This is a genomic window from Klebsiella sp. M5al, from assembly GCF_002090195.1.
GTDB classification, from domain to species: Bacteria; Pseudomonadota; Gammaproteobacteria; order Enterobacterales; family Enterobacteriaceae; genus Klebsiella; species Klebsiella grimontii.
In genome coordinates, this window is the sequence record NZ_CP020657.1 from 5,179,562 (window position 1) to 5,199,615 (window position 20,054).

Sequence of the window (20,054 nt, forward strand, 5' to 3'; positions counted from 1 at the left end):
AGGCCGTCCATATGGGTTTGATACCAAATTAAAATCATTTAATTCAGAAACTTACAATCAACCTCACTTCTTAATATAATTTTAAAAAAGAAAACAAACAAGACAGAATAACTTTCATTTATAAAAAAATATCGCTGATGTGTGCGGTTGATCACAACAAAAACGCGGGTCGATCGCTACATTACTTTCAAAACGAAGGTTATATGCGAAAACAAACTTACAATATAAAAGTAAAGGAGTAAGAATGTTCATTATCTCCAGTAAAAATATGCTGTTGAAAGCTCAACGCCTCGGCTATGCCGTTCCTGCCTTTAATATCCACAACCTGGAAACGATGCAGGTGGTGGTAGAGACGGCTGCCGAGCTGCGTTCTCCCCTGATTCTTGCCGGCACCCCGGGAACTTACAGCTATGCAGGAACCGGTAACGTAGTAGCGATCGCTCGCGATCTGGCTAAGATCTGGGATCTTCCTTTAGCAGTCCACCTCGATCACCATGAAGATCTGGCCGATATCACGCGCAAAGTACAGGCCGGTATCCGCTCGGTCATGATCGACGGATCGCATTCGCCTTTTGAAGAAAACGTCGCGTTAGTCAAGAGTGTGGTTGAACTGAGCCACCGCTATGATGCCAGCGTCGAAGCCGAGCTTGGCCGCCTGGGCGGTGTGGAAGATGATTTGGTGGTTGATGCAAAAGATGCGCTGTATACCAACCCGGAACAGGCGCGCGAATTTGTCGCCCGCACCGGCATCGACTCCCTGGCGGTGGCTATCGGTACAGCGCACGGCTTGTACGCTGCGGAACCTAAACTCGATTTTGACCGCCTTGCCGCCATTCGCGATCGCGTTGACGTTCCTCTGGTTCTTCATGGCGCGTCAGGCCTGCCCGATAGCGACATCCGTCGGGCAATTTCGCTGGGCGTGTGCAAGGTCAACGTCGCCACCGAACTGAAAATCGCTTTCTCCGATGCCCTGAAGCACTATTTCGAGGAAAATCCGGACGCTAACGATCCGCGTCATTACATGAAACCGGCCAAAGCGGCGATGAAGGATGTCGTACGCAAAGTCATTCACGTTTGCGGCTGTGAAGGACAACTGTAATTTTCGGATCGAAGGAGCAATGTCGTGATCCATACCCTGACACTCAATACGGCAATCGATATGAATATCTTTTGCGATCCGCTGAAGCCGTCGGCAGTGAACCGAACCCGACACACGGAATATTGCCCAAATGGTAAAGGAGTGAACGTATCGCTGATATTAAATCATTATCAGCAGCCCACTCACATTATAGGTATTTTCGGTGGTTTCACTGGCCGTTATATTGTGGAAGAGTTACGTCAGAAAAAAATTAAAGTGACGCCGGCATGGGTCTCTGAGCCAACCAGAATTAATATTTTTATTAATGACGGCGCTGAGGAATATAAGCTCGTTAATCCTGGAGCAAAAATTGATGATGAGTGTAAACAGCAGGTTATTCATCATCTGCAATGCGTCGCCTCTGGTGATTATTTAGCGATCAGCGGCAGCCTGCCCCCGGGGATTGAAAGCCGATTTTATGCTGAAATTATTGAATTATGCCAGCAGAAAAGGTGTGAAGTTATCCTCGATATCAGCCATCCGGTCCTGCGCCAGCTGCTTGAATTACGGCCTTTGTTGATCAAACCCAATGATGACGAGCTGCGGGAAATCTTTGGTCTCGACGTCAGCAACCACCAGCAGGTACGCGAGGCAATGCGTACCCTGCATCAGCTGGGCGCTCGCAACGTGCTGCTGACGATGGGGGCGGAAGGACTCTACTTTTCTGATGGCGAAGGCGTGTGGTTTTGCTCCGCACCGAAAATTGCGCTGGTCAGCTCCGCCTGCGCCGGTGATGCCGCCCTGGGCGCTTTTCTTAGTAAATGGCTTAATAAAGAAGATGTTGCTCACGCCCTGGCACTAGCCAGTGCGACCGGCGCCGACGTCGCCGGCTCCGCCGGATTAGGAAAATTACAACGCACAGAAGAATTATTACAGCAAATTCAGGTCGTCCAATTATAAAGGTCCGATTATGAAAAAAATCATTGCAGTTACCGGTTGCCCTACGGGTATTGCGCATACTTTTATGGCTGAAGAGGCCTTAAAAACCGCAGCAAAGAAATTAAATATTGAAATTAAAGTCGAAACCAACGGCGCTTCAGGTGTTGAAAATGCGATTACGCCCGCGGATTTAAAAGATATTTATGGCGTTATTATTGCCGCTGATAAAGACGTTAACGCCGAGCGATTTAATGGTCTGCCGGTCATTGAAGTTCCGGTTAAAGAAGCCATTCACCATCCGGCCGACTTAATTAATAAATTTATCAGCGGCCAGGCGGCGCGTCGTCAGGGTATTTCTGCCTCCGACGATTCAACGGAGAAATACGAGCGGGAGTCTTTCGGGCGCCAGGTATATAAGCACCTGATGAGCGGCGTCTCTAACATGCTGCCGTTTGTTGTCGCCGGAGGGATTTTGATTGCCATCTCCTTCCTGTGGGGCATCTACTCCGCCGATCCAAACTCGCCGCAATATAACGTTATCGCCGCCACGCTAATGAAAGTGGGTCAACAGGCTTTCTCAATCATGGTGCCGATTTTCACCGCTTATATTGCCTGGTCTATTTCCGGGCGTCCCGGTATGGTCGCGGGCTTTGTCGGTGGGCTATTAGCCAACGCAACCGGCGCAGGCTTTCTCGGCGGGATTATCGCCGGTTTCGCCGCCGGTTATTTTATGCTGCTGATCCGCAATATGCTCAACGGCCTGCCGCGCCAGTATGAAGGGCTGAAATCGATCTTCATTATGCCGCTCGTTGGCGTACTGGTGATTGGCGTGATGATGGTGCTGCTGGGTCAACCCGTCGCCGCTATCAACAACGCGATGATGAACTGGCTGAGCTCATTGCAGGAAGCAAACCCAATTCTGCTGGGTATTGTGGTAGGCGCGATGTGCTCCTTCGACTTTGGCGGCCCGGTGAATAAAGCCGCCTACGTCACCGGTACGCTGCTGCTTGGCCAGGGTAACTACTTCTTTATGGCCGGGGTTTCCGCCGCCTGCATCACGCCGCCGCTGGTTATCGCGCTGGCGACTACCTTCTTCCCGAAAGGCTTCAGTGAAGAAGAGCGCGCCGCCGGAATGGTTAACTATATCCTCGGCTGTACCCATATTACTGAAGGCGCTATTCCGTTCGCCGCGAAAGATCCTTTACGCGTCATCCCTATGATGATGATCGCCTCTTCCATCTCTGCGGTTCTCAGCTATAGCCTGCAAATCCAGGTTCCTGCTCCGCACGGCGGCTTCCTGATCCTGCCGCTGGTAAGCAAACCGCTGATGTGGGTACTGTGTATTCTCGCCGGTTCCGCCTGCGGCGCGGTCATGCTGGGATGCTGGAGGCTATGGCAAAAACGGAACCAGGAAGCGACAACGCTTGCCGGTGCCATTAAATAAGGAGCTATTTATGCAACTGAGTTGCGCAGATATCCATTTCGATCGCGAGATTAAAACGAAAGATGAAGCGCTGCAACGCGTCGTTGGCAGATTAACCGAAGCCGGGCATACCACGGCCGCTTATCTGAACGGTATGCGCGATCGCGAAGGGCAAATCAGCACGTACCTTGGCAACGGTATCGCCATTCCTCACGGCACGCCGCAGAGTCGCGATGCGGTACTGAAAACCGGAGTGAAAGTGCTGGCCTGCCCGCAGGGGGTAGATTGGGGAGAGCAACAAACGGCTTATCTGATTGTGGGTATCGCCGCACAGGATAGCGAACACCTCGATATTCTACGCCAGCTTACCCATGCCATGAGCGACGAGCGCGTACCTGAAGCGCTCTCGCGCACCGAGAGTCCGCAGGCGGTGCTGGAGATTCTGGCCGGAAATATCTTTCCTGCCGAAGGGGAAGATATGGAACCGCCTCCGGTGTTCGATGAAGAGGCGACGTTTACCCTACGCAATCCCCACGGACTGCACGCGCGGCCAAGCGCGGTCCTGGTGAAAGCGGTGAAGCAGTGGCGATCGCAAATTCGGGTGGAAAATCTCGACACCCGTTCCGCTATTGTTGACGCCAAAAATCTGATGCGGGTCGTTTCTCTCGGCGCAAAGCAGGGGCATCGGCTGCATTTTATGGCCAGCGGGGAAGATGCCCATCAGGCGCTGGAGGCTATCGGTACGGCCTTTAATGCCGGATTAGGCGAAATTGCCGCACAGCCGCAGCAGGTCGTTCAGCCAGCAGAAAAGCCTAAACGGAGCTGGCTTTCAAGAATATTTAGTTAAATTTCAATAAATTAAAAACGCTCTGCCGTTATCGCCAGAGCGTTTTTTTATCTTTAATTTTCGAAACATTACGTTTTATCTTTCTTTTTTTCGAGATTAATCACAAATCAAAACAAAGGAGCTTGCGAGCAAAACAAAACATAACGAATATATTCGAAAGAAAACGGAGGATTGAAATGAAAGATATTATTTCCCGCCACAAAGCTGGCGAACACATCGGCATCTGCTCAGTTTGTTCCGCGCATCCGCTGGTTATCGAAGCCGCGCTACGTTTCGATCTGCATACCAACAACAAGGTTCTTATCGAAGCAACCTCTAATCAGGTTAACCAGTTTGGCGGCTACACCGGAATGCAGCCTGCGGACTTTCGTGATTTCGTGAATAAAATTGCCCGCGAAGTCGGTTTCCCGTCAGAGCGTATTATTCTCGGCGGCGACCATCTCGGGCCGAACTGCTGGCAGGGCGAACCCGCCGCCGAAGCGATGGAGAAATCGGTCGATCTGATTAAAGCCTACGTCGCCGCGGGCTTCAGCAAAATCCATCTCGATGCCTCCATGTCCTGCGCTGACGATCCGGTACCGCTGGACCCGGCCATCGTCGCCGAACGTGCCGCTCGCCTGTGCCAGGCCGCGGAAGAGACGGCAACCGACGAACAGAAACGCCATCTGACCTATGTCATCGGCACCGAGGTTCCGGTTCCCGGCGGCGAAGCCAGCACCATCGGCAGCGTCCACGTGACCCGCGCCCAGGATGCGGCGGCAACGCTGGAAACCCATGAAGCCGCCTTCCGCAAACTGGGTCTTAACGCAGCGCTGGAGCGCGTCATTGCTATCGTGGTGCAGCCCGGCGTTGAGTTCGACCATACGCAAATTATTCATTACCAGCCGGAGGCCGCCAAAGCGCTCTCCGCGTGGATCGAAGGCACGCCGATGGTCTACGAAGCGCACTCAACTGATTACCAGTCTCGTCAGGCCTACCGGGCACTGGTGCGCGACCATTACGCCATCCTGAAAGTGGGCCCGGCGCTGACCTTCGCGCTGCGTGAAGCCATTTTTGCCCTCGCGCAAATGGAAAATGAGCTGGTCGCTCCGGAGTCCCGCAGCCGCGTAATGGAAGTGATTGATGAAGTGATGCTTAACGAGCCGGGCTACTGGAAAAAGTACTACCGCCCGACCTGGAGCCAGGCAATGGTGGATATTCACTTCAGCCTGTCCGACCGCATTCGCTACTACTGGCCGCATCCACGTATTCGCCAGAGCGTGGAAAAGTTAATTGCAAACCTGACCGAAACTAAGCTACCGCTGGGCCTTATCAGCCAGTATATGCCCGTGCAGTTTGAACGACTGTCGTTAAACGAACTTGCCGCCGTGCCGCACGACCTCATCCTCGACAAGATTCAGGATGTGCTGCGAGCTTACCGTTACGGCTGTTCATCTGAAATCGCCTGAGTAAAGAGGATTTATGAGTCAATTGTTTGTTCGTACCGGCATTCATTTTAGCTCCAGCCAGCAGGCGTTGGAGCATATTGGCGAAGAGATGCTGGCGCGCGGCGTCGTGCACGATAGCTACCCACTGGCGCTGCTCGAACGAGAAGCAACTTTCCCAACCGGCATTGCGCTGGAGCAGCACGCGGTCGCTATTCCCCACTGCGAGGCAGTACATGCAAAGTCTCCGGCTATCTATCTGATTCGCCCGGACAATCCGGTCCCTTTTCAACGCGCTGACGACGACGGAGAAATCGACGTTTCGTTAATCATCGCGCTGATTGTAGAAAATCCGACCGCACAGCTGCAGCTGCTGCGCCGGTTATTTAGTGAGCTACAGAATCCGACCACGCTTGAAGCATTATTGGCTGCCTCGCAAGAGCAGCTGCCCGAGCTGTTTCGGCACTCTATCCTTGAGTCAGAACCCAGCGTTCAGGCTTTATAACAGACTGATAATAAAAGGGGTACACTATGAAACGTAAAGTAATTGTCGCCTGTGGAGGCGCTGTCGCCACCTCGACCATGGCCGCAGAAGAGATCAAAGATCTGTGCACGGACCATAGCATTGAACTGGACCTGGTGCAGTGTCGGGTGAATGAAATCGAAACCTATATGGACGGCGCGCACCTCATCTGCACCACCGCCCGGGTCGACAGAACCTTTGGCGATATTCCAGTGGTTCACGGTATGCCTTTCATATCCGGCGTAGGTATTGAAGAGCTGCAGCAAAAAATCCTGAACATCCTGACGGAGTAACGCTCATGTTTAGCGAAATCATGCGTTATATCCTCGATCTTGGTCCAACGGTGATGCTGCCGATCGTGATCATCATCTTCTCCAAAATACTGGGGATGAAGCTCGGGGACTGTTTTAAATCAGGCCTTCATATCGGGATTGGTTTCGTCGGTATCGGCCTGGTCATCGGACTGATGCTCGACTCTATCGGCCCGGCGGCGAAAGCGATGGCGGAGCATTTCCAGATTAACCTGCACGTGATTGATATTGGTTGGCCAGGGTCGTCGCCGATGACCTGGGCATCGCAAATCGCACTGGTGGCGATTCCTATCGCTATCGCAGTCAACATCTTCATGCTGGTGACCCGGATGACTCGCGTTGTGAACGTCGATATCTGGAACATTTGGCATATGACCTTTACCGGCGCAATGCTGCATATCGCCACCGGCTCTTACTGGATCGGTATTCTCGGCGTGGTGGTACATGCGGCTTTCGTCTACAAGCTCGGCGACTGGTTTGCGAAGGATACCCGCGACTTTTTCGGCCTTGAGGGTATCGCTATTCCGCACGGTAGCTCGGCGTATCTAGGGCCAATAGCCGTGCTGGTCGATACGATTATTGAGAAAATCCCCGGCCTGAACCGCATTCACTTCAGCGCTGACGATATCCAGAAGCGCTTCGGCCCGTTCGGCGAGCCGGTCACCGTTGGTTTCGTGATGGGTCTGGTCATCGGCGCGCTGGCGGGCTACGACCTGAAGGGTATCCTCCAGCTGGCGGTGAAAACCGCCGCCGTAATGCTGCTGATGCCGCGCGTTATCAAACCTATCATGGACGGCCTGAACCCGATTGCCAAACAGGCGCGTAAACGCCTTCAGGCAAAATTCGGCGGCCAGGATTTCCTGATTGGCCTCGATCCTGCGCTGCTGCTTGGCCATACCTCGGTCGTGTCCGCCAGTCTGATCTTTATTCCGCTCAGTATTCTGATCGCGGTCTTGGTGCCAGGCAACCAGGTCCTGCCGTTCGGCGACCTCGCAACCATTGGATTCTTCGTCGCCATGGCGGTTGCAGTGCACCAGGGGAACCTGTTCCGTACGCTAATTTCCGGGATCATCCTGATGGGGATCACGCTATGGATTGCGACGCAAACCATCGGCCTGCATACCCAACTGGCGGCTAACGCTGGCGCTCTGAAGGCGGGAGGCCTTGTGGCCTCCATGGACCAGGGTGGTTCGCCGATTACCTGGCTACTCATTCAGCTCTTCACCTGGCAAAACGTGGTGGGTTTTGCGGTTATCGGTGTCATCTATGTTGCCGGCGTGCTGCTGACGTGGCGCCGGGCTCGCAACTTTGCCGCCGCAGAGAAAGCGGCCACCGCGCAACAAAGCCCAAGCATTTCTTAACCTCAAGGGGAGCATCCGCTCCCCCGGACATTTCTGGAGAATTATATGCAATCAGTGGTAATCCATGCTGAGGGGACAGTGCGTGTTGAAGAACGCCCGATACCGACTCTGCAAACGGAAAACGATGTCCTGGTCAAAGTCGTCAGCTCCGGATTGTGCGGTTCTGATATTCCGCGCATCTTCGCCAAAGGCGCACACTACTACCCCATCACCCTGGGTCATGAGTTCAGCGGTTACGTTGAATCTTACGGCTCCGCGGTGACCGATCTGCAGCCTGGCGACGCAGTGGCCTGCGTGCCTCTGCTTCCCTGCTTTAACTGCCCGCAGTGCCAGCGTGAATATTTCTCTCTTTGCAAGCAGTACCAGTTTGTCGGTTCGCGTAGCGAAGGCGGCAATGCGGAGTATGTGGTGGTTAAGCGCGCCAATCTGTTCCGTCTGCCGGATCGGATGCCGATTGATGACGGCGCGTTTATTGAACCGATGACCGTCGGCCTGCACGCCTTCCATCTGGCTCAGGGCTGCGAAGGAAAAAACGTCATTATTATTGGCGCAGGCACGATTGGTCTGCTGGCGCTGCAGTGCGCCCGCGAACTGGGCGCCAAAAGCATTACGGCAATCGATATCAATCCGCAGAGGCTGGCGCTGGCAAAAACGCTCGGCGCAACGTACGTCTTTAACAGTAAAGAGATGAGCAGCAAAGAGATTCAAACGGCGCTGGAAGAGATTCAGTTCGACCAATTGGTGCTGGAAACCGCCGGTACGCCGCAAACCGTGGCGCTGGGTATTGAGGTCGCCGGACCGCGAGCGCAGCTGGCGCTGGTGGGCACGCTGCACCACGATTTGACGCTGCTCTCCGCCACCTTTGGCCAGATTCTGCGTAAAGAGCTGACTATCGTCGGCAGTTGGATGAACTACTCAGGTCCGTGGCCGGGAGAAGAGTGGCAAACGGCGGTTCGCCTGCTGACGGAAAAACGCATTCAGCTTGTTCCGCTTATCGCCCATATCGGCAATGCAGAAAGCTTTGCCCGCGAAGTTCAGGCGCTGAACGGCGCGCCGATGCAGGGGAAAATTCTGCTAAAACTTTCCTGATCGACTGAGCCAGCAATCAGAGCTGGCTCACATAACCTTTCGAAAATTATCGTTCAACTTTCATTACCCTTCGATTACACTAAGATCAGTTAATTATCAGGCAAATTAATATGAACTCATTTGAGCGAAGGAACAAAATCGTCGAAATGGTTAATGCGCAGGGTAGCGTATTGGTACTGGACCTTTCGAATCTCTTTGGCATCTCCGAAGTGACTATTCGGGCCGATCTCCGTTTGCTGGAGGAAAAGGGGTTACTCACCCGCTTTCATGGCGGCGCCGCAAGGCCTGGCAGTAATTTGACCGAAGGAGATAATCTGGAAGTGGTACTTGAAGACCGTTATCAGCTGGCCAGCGATCCGAAAAAGCGGATCGCTCAGGCGGCGGTAGCGATGATTAGCGAAGGCATGACGGTGATCCTGGATAGCGGCAGCACTACTCTGCTGATTGCCGAGGCGCTGGTACGTATGACCAATATTACGGTAATTACCAACAGTCTGCCCGCGGCGTTTACGCTATCAGAAAACAAAGATATCACGCTGGTCGTGTGCGGTGGCACCGTGCGCCATAAAACGCACTCGATGCACGGCACCATCGCTGAACGCTCGCTTCAGGGTATCAGTGCCGATTTGATGTTCGTCGGCGCGGACGGTATCGACACCACCAACGGCATCACGACCTTCAACGAAGGCTACTCCATCAGCGGCGTCATGGCCGCCGCGGCGCATAAGGTGGTAGCAGTGCTGGATGCCAGCAAATTTAATCGTCGCGGGTTCAACCAGGTTCTGCCGATGGAGAAAATAAACTGCGTCATTACCGACAGCGGAATAAACGATGAGTATCGGAAGGCATTAAAAAGTACCCGGATTGAGTTACACATCGTATAGAAAATAAGGCAGATGCGGTGACATCTGCCCTATTGACCATCACGTTTTGTACGCTGATAACCCGCTAAAGAATGCGCCAGGCTCCCCTTTTTTTTGCGCCGGTCCGCTGTAATCTTCCCTTTTGCTGCAGCGTCTTCAGATACCGCTCAACGGTTCTGGCAGAAACATCCATTTCCTGAGCCATGTCTTTCGCGGTACGCGTGGGTTCTTTGGACAAAAGCTTGAGGATCCGTTCCTCAACGGCAGCCAGCATTTCCACTTTTTCTTCCGACATTTTTTCCGACATTTCTTCCGACAGAGAAGCGGTTTGTCCCATGCCATCTTTCAACGCGATAACCATATTTTCCAGCATAAATTCAATAAACGGCGTGCTGTCACTCTGGCTATCACACATCCCTAAAACCTGGTAATAGCGCTCCTGCTGATAATGCATCAACGTTTCAACTGGTAGCCAGGCAAGCTCCGCGCGCCACTGGCTAAGAATTAAGGTTTGCCACAGGCGTCCCATTCGGCCATTACCATCGGCAAATGGATGGATAAACTCAAATTCGTAGTGGAAGACAGCTCCAGCGATAAGCGGATGAATGTCAGTGACTTTCAGCCATAGCAGCAACTCGTTTATCAAACGCTCGACCTGAGAGGCGGGGGGAGCCATATGAACCAGTCGGGTATCCCGGTAGATCCCTACATCTCCGTCACGCAGCTGGCCAGGGTTATCAACCAGCCCTATCATCAGCGTCCGGTGGGCGGTCAAAAGATCGGTTAACCGGTGGCTTTTCCATGCAGGCATTTTTTCATATGCCAGAATAGCGTTTCTCACTTCCTGAATATCTTTTGCTGGCGCAAGAACACGTTTACCCTCCACTAGCGCAGTGACCTGATCGGTACTCAGGCTGTTATGCTCTATCGCCAGCGACGCCTGAATCGTACGAATACGATTCTCTTTTCGCAGAAGGGGGGAGGCTCGTCCCGTTTGAGCCGACCAGTGCCCTAACAGCTCACCAATCTCAACAACCAGATTGAGAATGGCAGGAGTAATGCTAAACGGCGGCTGGTAATGACTCATGAGGTTAGTCTCCCTGCTGCTCCAGAGCATACTTATACAGCGCATTTTTCTTCACGCCGTGGATTTCCGCGGCCAGCGCGGCGGCTTTTTTCAGCGGCAGCTCGGCCTGCAGCAGGGCCAGCGTACGCAGCGCTACCGCCGGCAGCGCCTCTTCCTGCGCTTTAAAACCTTCTACGATCAGCACCATCTCGCCTTTACGGCGATTTTCGTCCTCTTTCACCCACGCCAGCAGCTCGCCGATCGGCGCTCCGTGAATCGATTCCCAGGTTTTGGTCAGCTCGCGCGCCAGCACCACGTAGCGGGACTCGCCCAGCACGGTACAAATATCTTCCAGGCTTTCCAGCAGGCGGTGGGTGGATTCATAAAAAATAATCGTCCGCGGCTCTTCTTCCAGCGCCTTCAGCGTATCGCGACGGCCTTTGGATTTGGCGGGTAAAAAGCCTTCATAGCAAAAACGATCCGAAGGCAGGCCGGCTGCGCTCAGCGCCGCAATCGCCGCACAGGGTCCGGGCAGCGGCACCACGCGGATATTGGCCTCGCGGCAGGTGCGCACCAGATGATAGCCGGGGTCGTTAATCAGCGGCGTTCCGGCGTCGGAAACCAGCGCGATGTTTTGCCCCGCTTTAAGCTTCGCGACCAGCGTTTCCGCCTTTTGCTGCTCGTTGTGGTCGTGAAGCGCGAATAAACGGGCATTGATCGCAAAATGCTGCAGCAGCAAACCGGTATGGCGGGTATCTTCCGCCGCAACTAAATCAACGGCTTGCAGCACTTCCAGCGCGCGCTGCGTGATATCAGACAGATTCCCTATCGGAGTGGGCACAATAAAGAGCTGTCCCTGAGAATTATCTGCTGATTCGTGTTGTTTCATTGTCTCGTCCGTATTGCCGAATTAATATTGAGCATTGAGCCAAAAAAATATCACTGGACACATATGGTACCGTCAACATTTCTTCGTTCTAAACCCGTGCGTTGTCTGCCCGTACTGCTGGCCGCTCTGATCTTTGCCGGCTGCGGTACCCATACCCCGGACCAAAGCACGGCGTATTTGCAGGGTACGGCCCAGGCAGACTCCAGTTACTATCTGCAACAGATGCAGCAAAGCGCGAATGATAGCAAGACCAACTGGCAATTACTCGCCATTCGTGCACTGCTGAAGGAAGGTAAGAAACCGCAGGCGGTCGATCTGTTCAATCAGTTGCCGTCTAACCTCAACGCCGCGCAAAGTCGCGAAAGGTCGCTGCTGGCGGTTGAAGTGAAGCTGGCGCAGAACGATTTCCAGGGCGCGCAGACGCTGCTCAGCAAGCTCGACCCGGCAAGCCTTGAGCAGAATCAGCAGCCCCGCTACTGGCAGGCGCAAATTGACGCCAGCCAGGGTCAACCCTCGCTGAACCTGCTGCGGGCCCTGATTGCCCAGCAGCCGCTGTTAAGCCTGCCTGCGCAAAAGCAGAAAAACATCGACGCGACCTGGAAAGCGCTCACCGCCATGACCAAAGATCAGGCCAACGCGCTGGTCATTAACGCCGACGAGAACGTCCTGCAGGGCTGGCTGGATCTGCAGCGCATGTGGTTTGATAACCGCAACGACCCGACGATGCTCAAGGCGGGGGTGAAAGACTGGCAGACCCGCTACCCGCAAAACCCGGGGGCGAAAATGCTGCCGACGCAGTTAGTGAATATGCAGAACTACCAGGCCGCATCGACCAATAAAATCGCCCTGCTGCTGCCGTTAAACGGCCAGGCGGCGATTTTTGGCCGCACCATCCAGCAGGGCTTTGAAGCGGCGAAGAACGGCGCGCCTGCCGTTGCAGGAAGCGCGGTGCCCGCCCAGGTCGCCCAGGCGGCGAATGTTGCCGAAAGCGCGGTGGTCAGCCCATCGCAGGCGGAGGTCACCGATCTGACGACGACCAATAACGCCCAGCCCCCGGTACAGACGCCAGCGGCCGACCAGGCGCAACCCGCGGCGCCGGTCACCGCGCCGGCGGCAGTACAAGCCCCGACGCCGGAGGCCACCAGCCAGCCGGCGGAAGCGCCACAGGCTCAGGCGGTCGCCGCAACGCCAGCCAACCCTTCGGCAGAACTGAAAATCTACGACACGACCACTCAGCCAATGAGCCAGCTGCTGGCCCAGGTGCAGCAGGACGGCGCAACCATCGTCGTCGGCCCGCTGCTGAAAGATAACGTCGAACAAGTCATCAAGAGCAATACCTCGCTGAACGTGCTGGCGCTCAACCAGCCGGAGAAAATCGAAAGCCGGGCCAATATCTGCTATTTCGCCCTCTCTCCGGAAGACGAAGCTCGCGACGCGGCGCACCACATACACGATCAGGGTAAACAGACTCCGCTGCTGCTGGTGCCGCGCGGCGCGCTGGGCGATCGGGTAGTTACCGCCTTCGCCAACGAGTGGCTGAAGCTGGGTGGCGGTACGGTGCTGCAACAGCGCCTGGGCTCCACCGCCGAGCTGCGCGGCAGCGTTAACAGCGGTATTTCATTAAGCGGTACGCCGGTCTCAACCCTGCCGTCAGGTCAGGACAGCGCCCTGGGCAGCCCGAGCGATGTGCCGGTCAGCAGCACCGGCGGCGTCGACGCCGCGTATATCCTGGCCACGCCAGAACAAATTGCCTACATCAAGCCGATGATCGCACTGCGTAACGGTAGCCAGAGCGGTGTGACGTTGTACGCCAGCTCCCGCAGCGCCCAGGGGACTTCCGGCCCGGACTTCCGCCTGGAAATGGAAGGCCTGCAATATAGCGAGATCCCGATGCTGGCGGGAAGTAACCCTGCCCTGCAGCAGCAGGCGCTGGCGGCCGTTCGTAACGATTACTCGCTGGCGCGTCTGTACGCCATGGGCGCCGACGCCTGGTCACTGGCCAACCATTTCTCGCAGATGCGCCAGGTTCCCGGCTTTGAGCTGAACGGCAATACCGGCGATCTTACGGCCACGCAGGATTGCGTGATCAACAGGAAACTGTCATGGCTCAAATACCAGGGTGGGCAAATCGTCGCGGCCAACTAAGTAAACAGACCGGCGACGCCTGGGAAATCCAGGCGCGCCGCTGGCTGGAGAGCCAGGGTCTGCATTTTATCGCCGCCAACGTCCGCGAGCGCGGCGGCGAGATTGACCTCATTATGCGCGACGGCAGCGTTACCGTGTTTGTCGAAGTGCGCTATCGTCGCACCGTAAACTACGGCGATGCCGCCTCCAGCGTCACGCCGCAAAAGCAACAACGACTGCTCAAAGCCGCGCGTCTGTGGCTCTGCCGACAGAATGGGAGCTTTGAGACTGTGGATTGCCGTTTCGATGTGGTAGCCTTCACCGGAAACGACATCCAGTGGCTAAAAAACGCCTTTGGCGAATAGCGTAAATGAATTAAGGGATCCCGTGCTCGACAGAATCAAAGCCTGCTTCACCGAAAGCATTCAAACCCAAATTGCAGCAGCGGAAGCACTCCCGGACGCCATCTCCCGTGCGGCGATGACGCTCGTTCAGTCGCTGCTGAACGGCAACAAAATCCTCTGTTGTGGTAATGGCACTTCCGCCGCCAACGCACAGCATTTTGCTGCCAGTATGATTAATCGTTTTGAAACAGAGCGTCCTGGTTTACCCGCCATTGCACTAAATACCGATAATGTGGTCTTAACCGCAATTGCCAACGATCGCCTGCATGACGAAATCTATGCTAAGCAGGTGCGTGCGTTGGGACACGCCGGCGACGTGCTGCTGGCGATTTCTACGCGCGGCAACAGCCGGGACATTGTGAAAGCCGTGGAAGCGGCGGTCACCCGCGATATGACTATCGTGGCGTTAACCGGTTATGACGGCGGTGAACTGGCTGGCCTGTTAGGGCAGCAGGACGTCGAAATCCGCATTCCCTCACATCGCAGCGCGCGAATTCAGGAAATGCACATGCTCACCGTCAACTGTCTGTGCGATTTGATCGATAACACGCTTTTTCCACACCAGGACGATTAAGGAGAACACATGAAGGCTCTCTCGCCCCTCGCCATTCTGCTGTCTGCGCTACTGCTTCAGGGATGCGTTGCTGCCGCGGTAGTCGGAACGGCAGCAGTCGGCACTAAAGCCGCGACGGACCCGCGTACGGTAGGTACTCAGGTGGACGACAGCACGCTGGAGCTGCGCGTCAACAGCGCGCTGTCGAAAGATGAACAAATCAAGAAACAGGCCCGTATCAACGTGACCGCCTACCAGGGTAAAGTCCTGCTGACCGGGCAGTCTCCAACCTCCGATCTCTCCGCGCGCGCGAAGCAAATCGCTATGGGCGTAGAAGGGACAACGGAAGTGTTTAACGAAGTGCGTCAGGGCCAGCCGATCGGCTTAGGCACCGCGTCTTCGGATACCTGGATCACCACCAAAGTCCGCTCTCAGCTGCTGGGTACCGACCAGGTGAAATCCTCCAACGTGAAGGTGACAACCGAAAACGGCGAAGTGTTCCTGATGGGTCTGGTCACCGACCGTGAAGGACGCGCGGCGGCGGATATCGCCAGCCGGGTGAGCGGCGTGTCTCGCGTGACCACCGCCTTTACCTATATCAAGTAAGCGTTCTGCCTCCCGGCTTGCGCTACGCTGAGCCGGGCGACAAAGCCACGCGGTCTGCATTTGTAGATCCCGCAACTCTTTTAGCTGACGCCGCCCTCTGCCCCTTTATCCCGGAGGCGGCGCTGCTCGCCTGTCCGGGCTACCGGCCCACAGCCGACGGCGAACCCGTAGCCTGGGTAAGGCGTTTACGCTGCAACCCGGGAAATATCAGATTAAAGCCAACCCGCCTGCTACCGCGCCGCACAGCGCCACCAGCCCGCCGGTCAGCCACAGCGCCTTCGCCGGGAACGCTTTACGCAGCATAATCAGTGACGGTACGCTAACGGCAGGCAGCGTAATCAGCAGCGCCAGCGCGGGCGCCACGCCCATTCCAGCCAGCATCATGGTCTGCACAATCGGGATCTCCGCCGCCGTCGGTATGACAAACAGGCAGCCGGCAATCGCCATGGCAATCACCCAGAACAGCGTATTATCCACCACGCCATCGGCGTGAGGGAATAGCCACACCCGCGCGGCGCCCAGCACCAGAACCGCCAGAATATAAACCGGGATGGTATTCCAGAACAGCGTCCACAGCGCGCGTAGCCAGCGGCTGAAGAAGCCGCCCTGCGCGGTTTCCGCCGGCAATTCAGGCACATCTGCGGGCTGCGTCGCCGCTTCTTTCACCCATTTCTGCACCAGCGTGGCGACCACCAGTACGGTCGCCAGTCCGGCCAGCAGGCGAATCAGCGCGAACTGCCAGCCCAGCACAAAGCCCATGAATACCAGCGTCGCCGGGTTGAGCAGCGGATTGCCCAGCCAGAATGCCAGCGCGCCGCCCATGGAGACCTGCTGTTTACGCATGCCCGCCGCCACCGGCGCGGCGCAGCAGGTACACATCATCCCCGGCAGAGAGAACGCGGCCCCCAGCAGCGTGCCGCGAAAGCGCGACTGCCCCAACGTGCGCAGCAGCCAGTCACGCGGGATCAGCACCTGAATAAGCGATCCCAGCAGCACGCCTAATACCGCCGCTTTCCATACCGCCAGGAAATAGACCAGCGCGTAATCCCAGGCCGCGGCTAAAGGGTTCGCGTCACCGTTAGCGAGGATAGATTTACCGATACTGTGCGTCTCGGCGGCGGTAAAAGCTTTGCCGTAGTAGGGCTGCCATTTGACGAACCACAGGCCGACGATAACAACGAGAAAAAAGAGCGCGGGCTTCCACCATTGAAACGGTGCTGCCGCCTGAGATGAAGACTGACCAGCCATAGCATTCCCCAGGGAGTGTCATGTTAAATTGAGGCCATGAATACTACGCTTTCAGGGAAATTTTGGAAATTATTAATCCCCTGACCGCGCCGCTCTCTCACGAAGCTGCGATGACGAGAGAATCTGTACGCCTTCATGTGTTGGCGATAGCGACTCCGCGAGCAGTGCGCTCGCTACGTCCCGCGCGTCTATCGATTTCAGGTTCCCCGGCAGGAGGCGGAAGAGCGGCGCAAACAGGGTCTCACTGGTCCGCTGCTTTTCCCGTTCGCCTATCAGCATGGACGGGCGAGCAATGGTCAACCGCGGCCACTGCTGCGCAATCAGCGCCTCTTCCATCTCGCCTTTTACCCGATTGTAGAAAAAGGGCGAATGAGCGTTCGCCCCCATCGCGCTGACCACCAGCATATGCTGCGCGCCCAGCCTTTTCCCCACCAGCGCGGTATCAATGACCAGCGTATAATCGGCATGCACAAACGCCTCTTTGCTCCCCGCTTCCCGGCGGGTAGTTCCCAGGCAGCAGAAAACGATATCGATCGGATCGACCACCTGCGCCAGGGCATCCGTAAGCTGCGGATCGTGCGGGTTAAATACGCCGGCGATATCGGCCAGCGGCCGACGCGTGGGCGCGGCAATGGATTTAATCGCCGGCGCGTTAAGCAGCATTCGTAGTAAGTGACCGCCAACTAACCCGGTCGCCCCCGTTAACAGTACCTGACTCATCGAAACTCCTTTGCAGACTTTTCTGCCTTGCGATCCCCGGCTCATGTTCCAGACTTAATACTCTACGAGGTAATTATCCATCATCATCAGGGAAATGCCTCATTCCACACCGAAACACTGGAGGAAGAATGAGTAAGAAGATAGCCGTATTAATTACCAACGACTTTGAAGATTCAGAATTTACCTCACCGGCTGACGCCTACCGTCTTGCCGGCCACGAGGTGGTCACGATTGAAAAACAGGCGGGGAAGAAGGTAAAAGGGAAAAAAGGGGAAGCCGAAGTCGTTATCGATAAAGCCATTGATGACGTCAGCCCTGCGGACTTTGACGCCTTACTGCTGCCGGGCGGATATTCACCGGACTCGCTGCGCGGCGACGAACGCTTTGTCACCTTCACCCGCGATTTTGTCAACAGCGGCAAACCGGTCTTCGCCATCTGCCACGGTCCGCAGCTGTTGATTAGCGCCGATGTGATTCGCGGGCGTAAGCTGACGGCCGTGAAACCTATCATTATCGACGTGAAAAACGCCGGCGGCGAATTCTATGACCAGGAAGTGGTTATCGACAACGAGCAGCTGGTGACCAGCCGAACCCCGGACGACCTGCCGGCGTTTAATCGTGAAGCCTTACGCCTGCTCGGCGCCTGACTCACGCAGCCAGTGCAGCTTTTTACCAAAGCCCAGCGTGTTATCGGTGAACTTGATCTCATCGGGTCGAATCTCCCAGACGGGCGCCGATAGCATGCGGGCCACCGGAAAACGGCTAACGTAGCGCTTACGCATCGCCGCCTCTTCTTCCCCGGCCAGGCGGCGAATTTTGCCTTTAAACTGCACGCCGCGGATCAGCGCGACGGTTTTCGGCTGCCCGTTGACCGTCCCGGCTACGTTGGCGCCTTCCCCGGTCATTTGGCCGTGGCGCGTTTTTTCATCGCTGAGCAGATAAAATGCGACCTGCTGCGGGTCATAGACGTAAAAGGCGTTGGCGCACCATAGCTCGTCATCGCGGGCGACGCACCAGGTGACGACGTGCTGTTTGCCCAGCCAGCGGCTGATAGCAGCGAGCGTATCCATCTTTACTCTCCAGTATGTTATGGTGCTCACACCTTAACATAGCGATCTCTGTACCGTGTGCTGGTTTCTCTATCTGATTCGTACCGCCGATAATCGCCTCTATACCGGGATTACCACCGATGTCGCACGCCGCTTTTGCCAGCACCAGGACGGCAGGGGCGCGAAAGCGCTGCGTGGCAAAGGAGAGCTTCAACTGGCCTTTAGCAAGGAAGTTGGTGAACGCTCACTAGCGTTGCGTCTTGAATATCGTATCAAGCAGCTAACGAAGCGCCAGAAAGAGCGCCTCGTTGCCGGGGACGGTTCATTTGAGGCGCTGCTGGAAAGCCTCAGAAGCGATTAAAGTGGTCGCTATATTCGACCAGCCCGCTCACGCCGTTCAGCGCGTCATCGGCCAGACGATGAACCTGGAAAGCCTCGGCGCTATTGGGCCAGCGGCAGCGCAGATCGAAACGCGCCGCCGGTTCAAAGCCCAGACGGCCATAGAGCGCCGGATCGCCAAGCGTCACGACGGCGGCATAGCCAAACTCGTTCAGGGAATCAAGCCCTTCATAGACCAGCTGACGCCCGATGCCCTGACCGCGGTAGCTTTCATCGACCGCCAGCGGAGCTAGTCCGACCCACTGCAGCTCTTCGCCTTCGACGGCGACCGGGCTAAAGGCCACGTAGCCTACGACCTGACCTTCGTCATCCGTCGCCACCACGCCCAGCGTGATCAGGCCATCTTCACGTAGACTGTGCACCAGCTGCGCTTCCACGTCGCCGCCAAAGGTACGACGCAATAAAGCATCGATTCCCGGCGCATCAATCCCAATCTCTACTCGAATCAGCATGCCTCACCTACCGATGTCTGTTCAGGTTTCTGCGGGCCTTTCAGGCCAGCTTCAACAAAGTCCGCCAGCTGCAGCAGCATGATGCGCAGCGCCTTCGGCATCTGCTCCAGCTCAATGGCATCCATCAGGTTTTTTACATACAGTCCCAGCTCGGTATCGCCTTCGATAACCAGGCGACGCTGGAAGAACAGCGTATCCGGATCCTGCTTACGCGCCGCAATCATCAGCAGGTCGCTGGCGTCGGCGCTGAAGCTGACGTCCGCTTCGGCCGCAGGACTGACCACCAGACGCCCATCAACCACCGAGGTATACCACAGCAGACCGATGTCGCGCACATGAATACTTAACCAGCGCCCCTCGAGAAAATCCAGTTCCCCATCCGCCAGCGCCTGGCGAAATTGCCAGCTTAATACTTGTTCCAGCACCTGGCGCTTGAGGGCAAATGGCGCCAGCTTAACCGGCACGCTCATCATCGACGGGCCAAAGTGAACCAGTTTGGAACGCAGTTTATCCAACACAAGCTTTACTCCATGAATGCAATAGTTCCTCTATTGTGCCATATCAAATAAACGACATAGCGGCGTAAATCAACAAAATCACGATGCCGGGCCGCTGGTATTGATTCCGCCAATACGCTTTTAACTGCCTCAAATCAAAAATTGTCACCAGAAGGTTAACTAAAATCC

At 55.7% G+C, this 20,054-nt stretch carries 23 protein-coding genes; 16 read left to right on the forward strand and 7 right to left on the reverse strand.

Features of this window, described 5'->3' with window-relative positions; genetic code table 11:
• Positions 1-244 precede the first annotated feature (244 nt).
• The 10 genes from BWI76_RS24855 (at position 245) to BWI76_RS24900 (ending at position 9,879) form a co-directional block, all read left to right on the forward strand.
• On the forward strand, positions 245-1,099 hold the full coding sequence (locus BWI76_RS24855; protein ID WP_024358725.1) for a tagatose bisphosphate family class II aldolase: 855 nt from the start codon (positions 245-247) through the stop codon (positions 1,097-1,099).
• A 24-nt stretch (positions 1,100-1,123) separates the two neighbouring features.
• Complete coding sequence (pfkB, locus tag BWI76_RS24860; protein WP_004135881.1) at positions 1,124-2,038, forward strand: 1-phosphofructokinase; 915 nt, start codon at positions 1,124-1,126, stop codon at positions 2,036-2,038.
• A gap of 10 nt (positions 2,039-2,048) precedes the next feature.
• On the forward strand, positions 2,049-3,461 hold the full coding sequence (locus BWI76_RS24865; protein ID WP_004135880.1) for a PTS fructose transporter subunit IIC: 1,413 nt from the start codon (positions 2,049-2,051) through the stop codon (positions 3,459-3,461).
• 10 nt (positions 3,462-3,471) lie between these two features.
• A complete protein-coding gene (locus tag BWI76_RS24870; RefSeq protein ID WP_004135879.1) occupies positions 3,472-4,287 on the forward strand; it encodes an HPr family phosphocarrier protein in 816 nt (271 codons plus the stop codon).
• Positions 4,288-4,463: 176 nt separating this feature from the next.
• A complete protein-coding gene (gene gatZ / locus BWI76_RS24875) occupies positions 4,464-5,735 on the forward strand; it encodes a tagatose-bisphosphate aldolase subunit GatZ (protein WP_004135878.1) in 1,272 nt (423 codons plus the stop codon).
• A 13-nt stretch (positions 5,736-5,748) separates the two neighbouring features.
• Positions 5,749-6,216 (forward strand): PTS galactitol transporter subunit IIA, encoded by a 468-nt coding sequence (gene gatA, locus BWI76_RS24880; protein WP_004135877.1) that lies wholly within the window; start codon positions 5,749-5,751, stop codon positions 6,214-6,216.
• A gap of 26 nt (positions 6,217-6,242) precedes the next feature.
• Complete coding sequence (gene gatB, locus BWI76_RS24885) at positions 6,243-6,527, forward strand: PTS galactitol transporter subunit IIB (RefSeq protein WP_004135876.1); 285 nt, start codon at positions 6,243-6,245, stop codon at positions 6,525-6,527.
• Positions 6,528-6,532: 5 nt separating this feature from the next.
• Positions 6,533-7,906: a galactitol-specific PTS transporter subunit IIC gene (locus BWI76_RS24890; protein WP_004135874.1), complete on the forward strand. Its 1,374-nt coding sequence runs from the start codon at positions 6,533-6,535 to the stop codon at positions 7,904-7,906.
• Positions 7,907-7,951: 45 nt separating this feature from the next.
• The gene (gatD, locus tag BWI76_RS24895) at positions 7,952-8,995 is read left to right on the forward strand and encodes a galactitol-1-phosphate 5-dehydrogenase (protein ID WP_064371560.1); all 1,044 of its coding nucleotides are present in this window, start codon (positions 7,952-7,954) and stop codon (positions 8,993-8,995) included.
• Positions 8,996-9,105: 110 nt separating this feature from the next.
• Entirely contained in the window at positions 9,106-9,879 is a 774-nt protein-coding gene (locus BWI76_RS24900; RefSeq protein WP_004135871.1) for a DeoR/GlpR family DNA-binding transcription regulator, read from the forward strand.
• A gap of 64 nt (positions 9,880-9,943) precedes the next feature.
• On the opposite strand, the gene BWI76_RS24905 is transcribed toward BWI76_RS24900, so the two are convergent.
• Together BWI76_RS24905 and rsmI are read right to left on the reverse strand one after the other, a co-directional pair.
• Positions 9,944-10,945, reverse strand: coding sequence for a Fic family protein (locus BWI76_RS24905; RefSeq protein ID WP_004135869.1), 1,002 nt, complete (start codon positions 10,943-10,945; stop codon positions 9,944-9,946).
• 4 nt (positions 10,946-10,949) lie between these two features.
• Complete coding sequence (gene rsmI / locus BWI76_RS24910; protein ID WP_004135868.1) at positions 10,950-11,813, reverse strand: 16S rRNA (cytidine(1402)-2'-O)-methyltransferase; 864 nt, start codon at positions 11,811-11,813, stop codon at positions 10,950-10,952.
• Between the two features lie 63 nt (positions 11,814-11,876).
• Between rsmI and BWI76_RS24915 the strand changes: the two genes are divergently transcribed.
• From BWI76_RS24915 to dolP, 4 genes are read left to right on the forward strand one after another with little or no spacing between them, the layout of a single operon-like run.
• A complete protein-coding gene (locus BWI76_RS24915; RefSeq protein ID WP_004135866.1) occupies positions 11,877-13,958 on the forward strand; it encodes a penicillin-binding protein activator in 2,082 nt (693 codons plus the stop codon).
• Entirely contained in the window at positions 13,916-14,302 is a 387-nt protein-coding gene (locus BWI76_RS24920) for a YraN family protein (RefSeq protein ID WP_004135864.1), read from the forward strand. Before BWI76_RS24915 ends, BWI76_RS24920 begins: the two co-directional genes overlap by 43 nt.
• A 22-nt stretch (positions 14,303-14,324) precedes the next feature.
• Positions 14,325-14,915 (forward strand): DnaA initiator-associating protein DiaA, encoded by a 591-nt coding sequence (diaA, locus tag BWI76_RS24925; protein WP_002918211.1) that lies wholly within the window; start codon positions 14,325-14,327, stop codon positions 14,913-14,915.
• A gap of 9 nt (positions 14,916-14,924) precedes the next feature.
• Complete coding sequence (dolP, locus tag BWI76_RS24930) at positions 14,925-15,500, forward strand: division/outer membrane stress-associated lipid-binding lipoprotein (RefSeq protein ID WP_004125578.1); 576 nt, start codon at positions 14,925-14,927, stop codon at positions 15,498-15,500.
• 207 nt (positions 15,501-15,707) lie between these two features.
• Here dolP and BWI76_RS24935 read toward each other — a convergent pair whose 3' ends face one another.
• Positions 15,708-16,748, reverse strand: a complete 1,041-nt coding sequence (locus BWI76_RS24935) for a permease (protein WP_004139888.1) — start codon at positions 16,746-16,748, stop codon at positions 15,708-15,710.
• Between the two features lie 72 nt (positions 16,749-16,820).
• Positions 16,821-17,468 carry an NAD(P)H-binding protein gene (locus BWI76_RS24940; protein WP_024358734.1) on the reverse strand — a complete coding sequence of 216 codons (648 nt, stop codon included), beginning with the start codon at positions 17,466-17,468 and terminating at the stop codon, positions 16,821-16,823.
• A gap of 128 nt (positions 17,469-17,596) precedes the next feature.
• Between BWI76_RS24940 and BWI76_RS24945 the strand changes: the two genes are divergently transcribed.
• Positions 17,597-18,115 (forward strand): type 1 glutamine amidotransferase domain-containing protein, encoded by a 519-nt coding sequence (locus BWI76_RS24945; RefSeq protein ID WP_004139883.1) that lies wholly within the window; start codon positions 17,597-17,599, stop codon positions 18,113-18,115.
• Here the strand turns inward: BWI76_RS24945 and BWI76_RS24950 are convergent.
• Positions 18,095-18,538 carry a YhbP family protein gene (locus BWI76_RS24950; RefSeq protein ID WP_004139879.1) on the reverse strand — a complete coding sequence of 148 codons (444 nt, stop codon included), beginning with the start codon at positions 18,536-18,538 and terminating at the stop codon, positions 18,095-18,097. The two genes, BWI76_RS24945 and BWI76_RS24950, sit on opposite strands and share 21 nt — an antisense overlap.
• 55 nt (positions 18,539-18,593) lie before the next feature.
• Between BWI76_RS24950 and BWI76_RS24955 the strand changes: the two genes are divergently transcribed.
• Positions 18,594-18,878, forward strand: a complete 285-nt coding sequence (locus tag BWI76_RS24955; RefSeq protein ID WP_004139877.1) for a GIY-YIG nuclease family protein — start codon at positions 18,594-18,596, stop codon at positions 18,876-18,878.
• Here BWI76_RS24955 and BWI76_RS24960 read toward each other — a convergent pair.
• The gene (locus tag BWI76_RS24960; protein WP_064371559.1) at positions 18,865-19,368 is read right to left on the reverse strand and encodes a GNAT family N-acetyltransferase; all 504 of its coding nucleotides are present in this window, start codon (positions 19,366-19,368) and stop codon (positions 18,865-18,867) included. The genes BWI76_RS24955 and BWI76_RS24960 overlap by 14 nt on opposite strands.
• Complete coding sequence (gene ubiT / locus BWI76_RS24965) at positions 19,362-19,886, reverse strand: ubiquinone anaerobic biosynthesis accessory factor UbiT (RefSeq protein ID WP_004125595.1); 525 nt, start codon at positions 19,884-19,886, stop codon at positions 19,362-19,364. Before ubiT ends, BWI76_RS24960 begins: the two co-directional genes overlap by 7 nt.
• Positions 19,887-20,054 lie beyond the last annotated feature (168 nt).

What these genes read in the sequence shown, in the direction of transcription:
- BWI76_RS24950 (WP_004139879.1), bottom strand. Translation starts at nt 18,538, where the DNA reads ATGGATACGCTCGCTGCTATCAGCCGCTGGCTGGGCAAACAGCACGTC.
- dolP (WP_004125578.1), top strand. Translation starts at nt 14,925, where the DNA reads ATGAAGGCTCTCTCGCCCCTCGCCATTCTGCTGTCTGCGCTACTGCTT.
- BWI76_RS24890 (WP_004135874.1), top strand. Translation starts at nt 6,533, where the DNA reads ATGTTTAGCGAAATCATGCGTTATATCCTCGATCTTGGTCCAACGGTG.
- BWI76_RS24920 (WP_004135864.1), top strand. Translation starts at nt 13,916, where the DNA reads ATGGCTCAAATACCAGGGTGGGCAAATCGTCGCGGCCAACTAAGTAAA.
- BWI76_RS24960 (WP_064371559.1), bottom strand. Translation starts at nt 19,368, where the DNA reads ATGCTGATTCGAGTAGAGATTGGGATTGATGCGCCGGGAATCGATGCT.
- BWI76_RS24945 (WP_004139883.1), top strand. Translation starts at nt 17,597, where the DNA reads ATGAGTAAGAAGATAGCCGTATTAATTACCAACGACTTTGAAGATTCA.
- rsmI (WP_004135868.1), bottom strand. Translation starts at nt 11,813, where the DNA reads ATGAAACAACACGAATCAGCAGATAATTCTCAGGGACAGCTCTTTATT.
- BWI76_RS24900 (WP_004135871.1), top strand. Translation starts at nt 9,106, where the DNA reads ATGAACTCATTTGAGCGAAGGAACAAAATCGTCGAAATGGTTAATGCG.
- BWI76_RS24855 (WP_024358725.1), top strand. Translation starts at nt 245, where the DNA reads ATGTTCATTATCTCCAGTAAAAATATGCTGTTGAAAGCTCAACGCCTC.
- gatD (WP_064371560.1), top strand. Translation starts at nt 7,952, where the DNA reads ATGCAATCAGTGGTAATCCATGCTGAGGGGACAGTGCGTGTTGAAGAA.
- BWI76_RS24905 (WP_004135869.1), bottom strand. Translation starts at nt 10,945, where the DNA reads ATGAGTCATTACCAGCCGCCGTTTAGCATTACTCCTGCCATTCTCAAT.
- BWI76_RS24940 (WP_024358734.1), bottom strand. Translation starts at nt 17,468, where the DNA reads ATGAGTCAGGTACTGTTAACGGGGGCGACCGGGTTAGTTGGCGGTCAC.
- gatZ (WP_004135878.1), top strand. Translation starts at nt 4,464, where the DNA reads ATGAAAGATATTATTTCCCGCCACAAAGCTGGCGAACACATCGGCATC.
- BWI76_RS24865 (WP_004135880.1), top strand. Translation starts at nt 2,049, where the DNA reads ATGAAAAAAATCATTGCAGTTACCGGTTGCCCTACGGGTATTGCGCAT.
- BWI76_RS24915 (WP_004135866.1), top strand. Translation starts at nt 11,877, where the DNA reads ATGGTACCGTCAACATTTCTTCGTTCTAAACCCGTGCGTTGTCTGCCC.
- BWI76_RS24935 (WP_004139888.1), bottom strand. Translation starts at nt 16,748, where the DNA reads ATGGCTGGTCAGTCTTCATCTCAGGCGGCAGCACCGTTTCAATGGTGG.
- gatB (WP_004135876.1), top strand. Translation starts at nt 6,243, where the DNA reads ATGAAACGTAAAGTAATTGTCGCCTGTGGAGGCGCTGTCGCCACCTCG.
- gatA (WP_004135877.1), top strand. Translation starts at nt 5,749, where the DNA reads ATGAGTCAATTGTTTGTTCGTACCGGCATTCATTTTAGCTCCAGCCAG.
- BWI76_RS24870 (WP_004135879.1), top strand. Translation starts at nt 3,472, where the DNA reads ATGCAACTGAGTTGCGCAGATATCCATTTCGATCGCGAGATTAAAACG.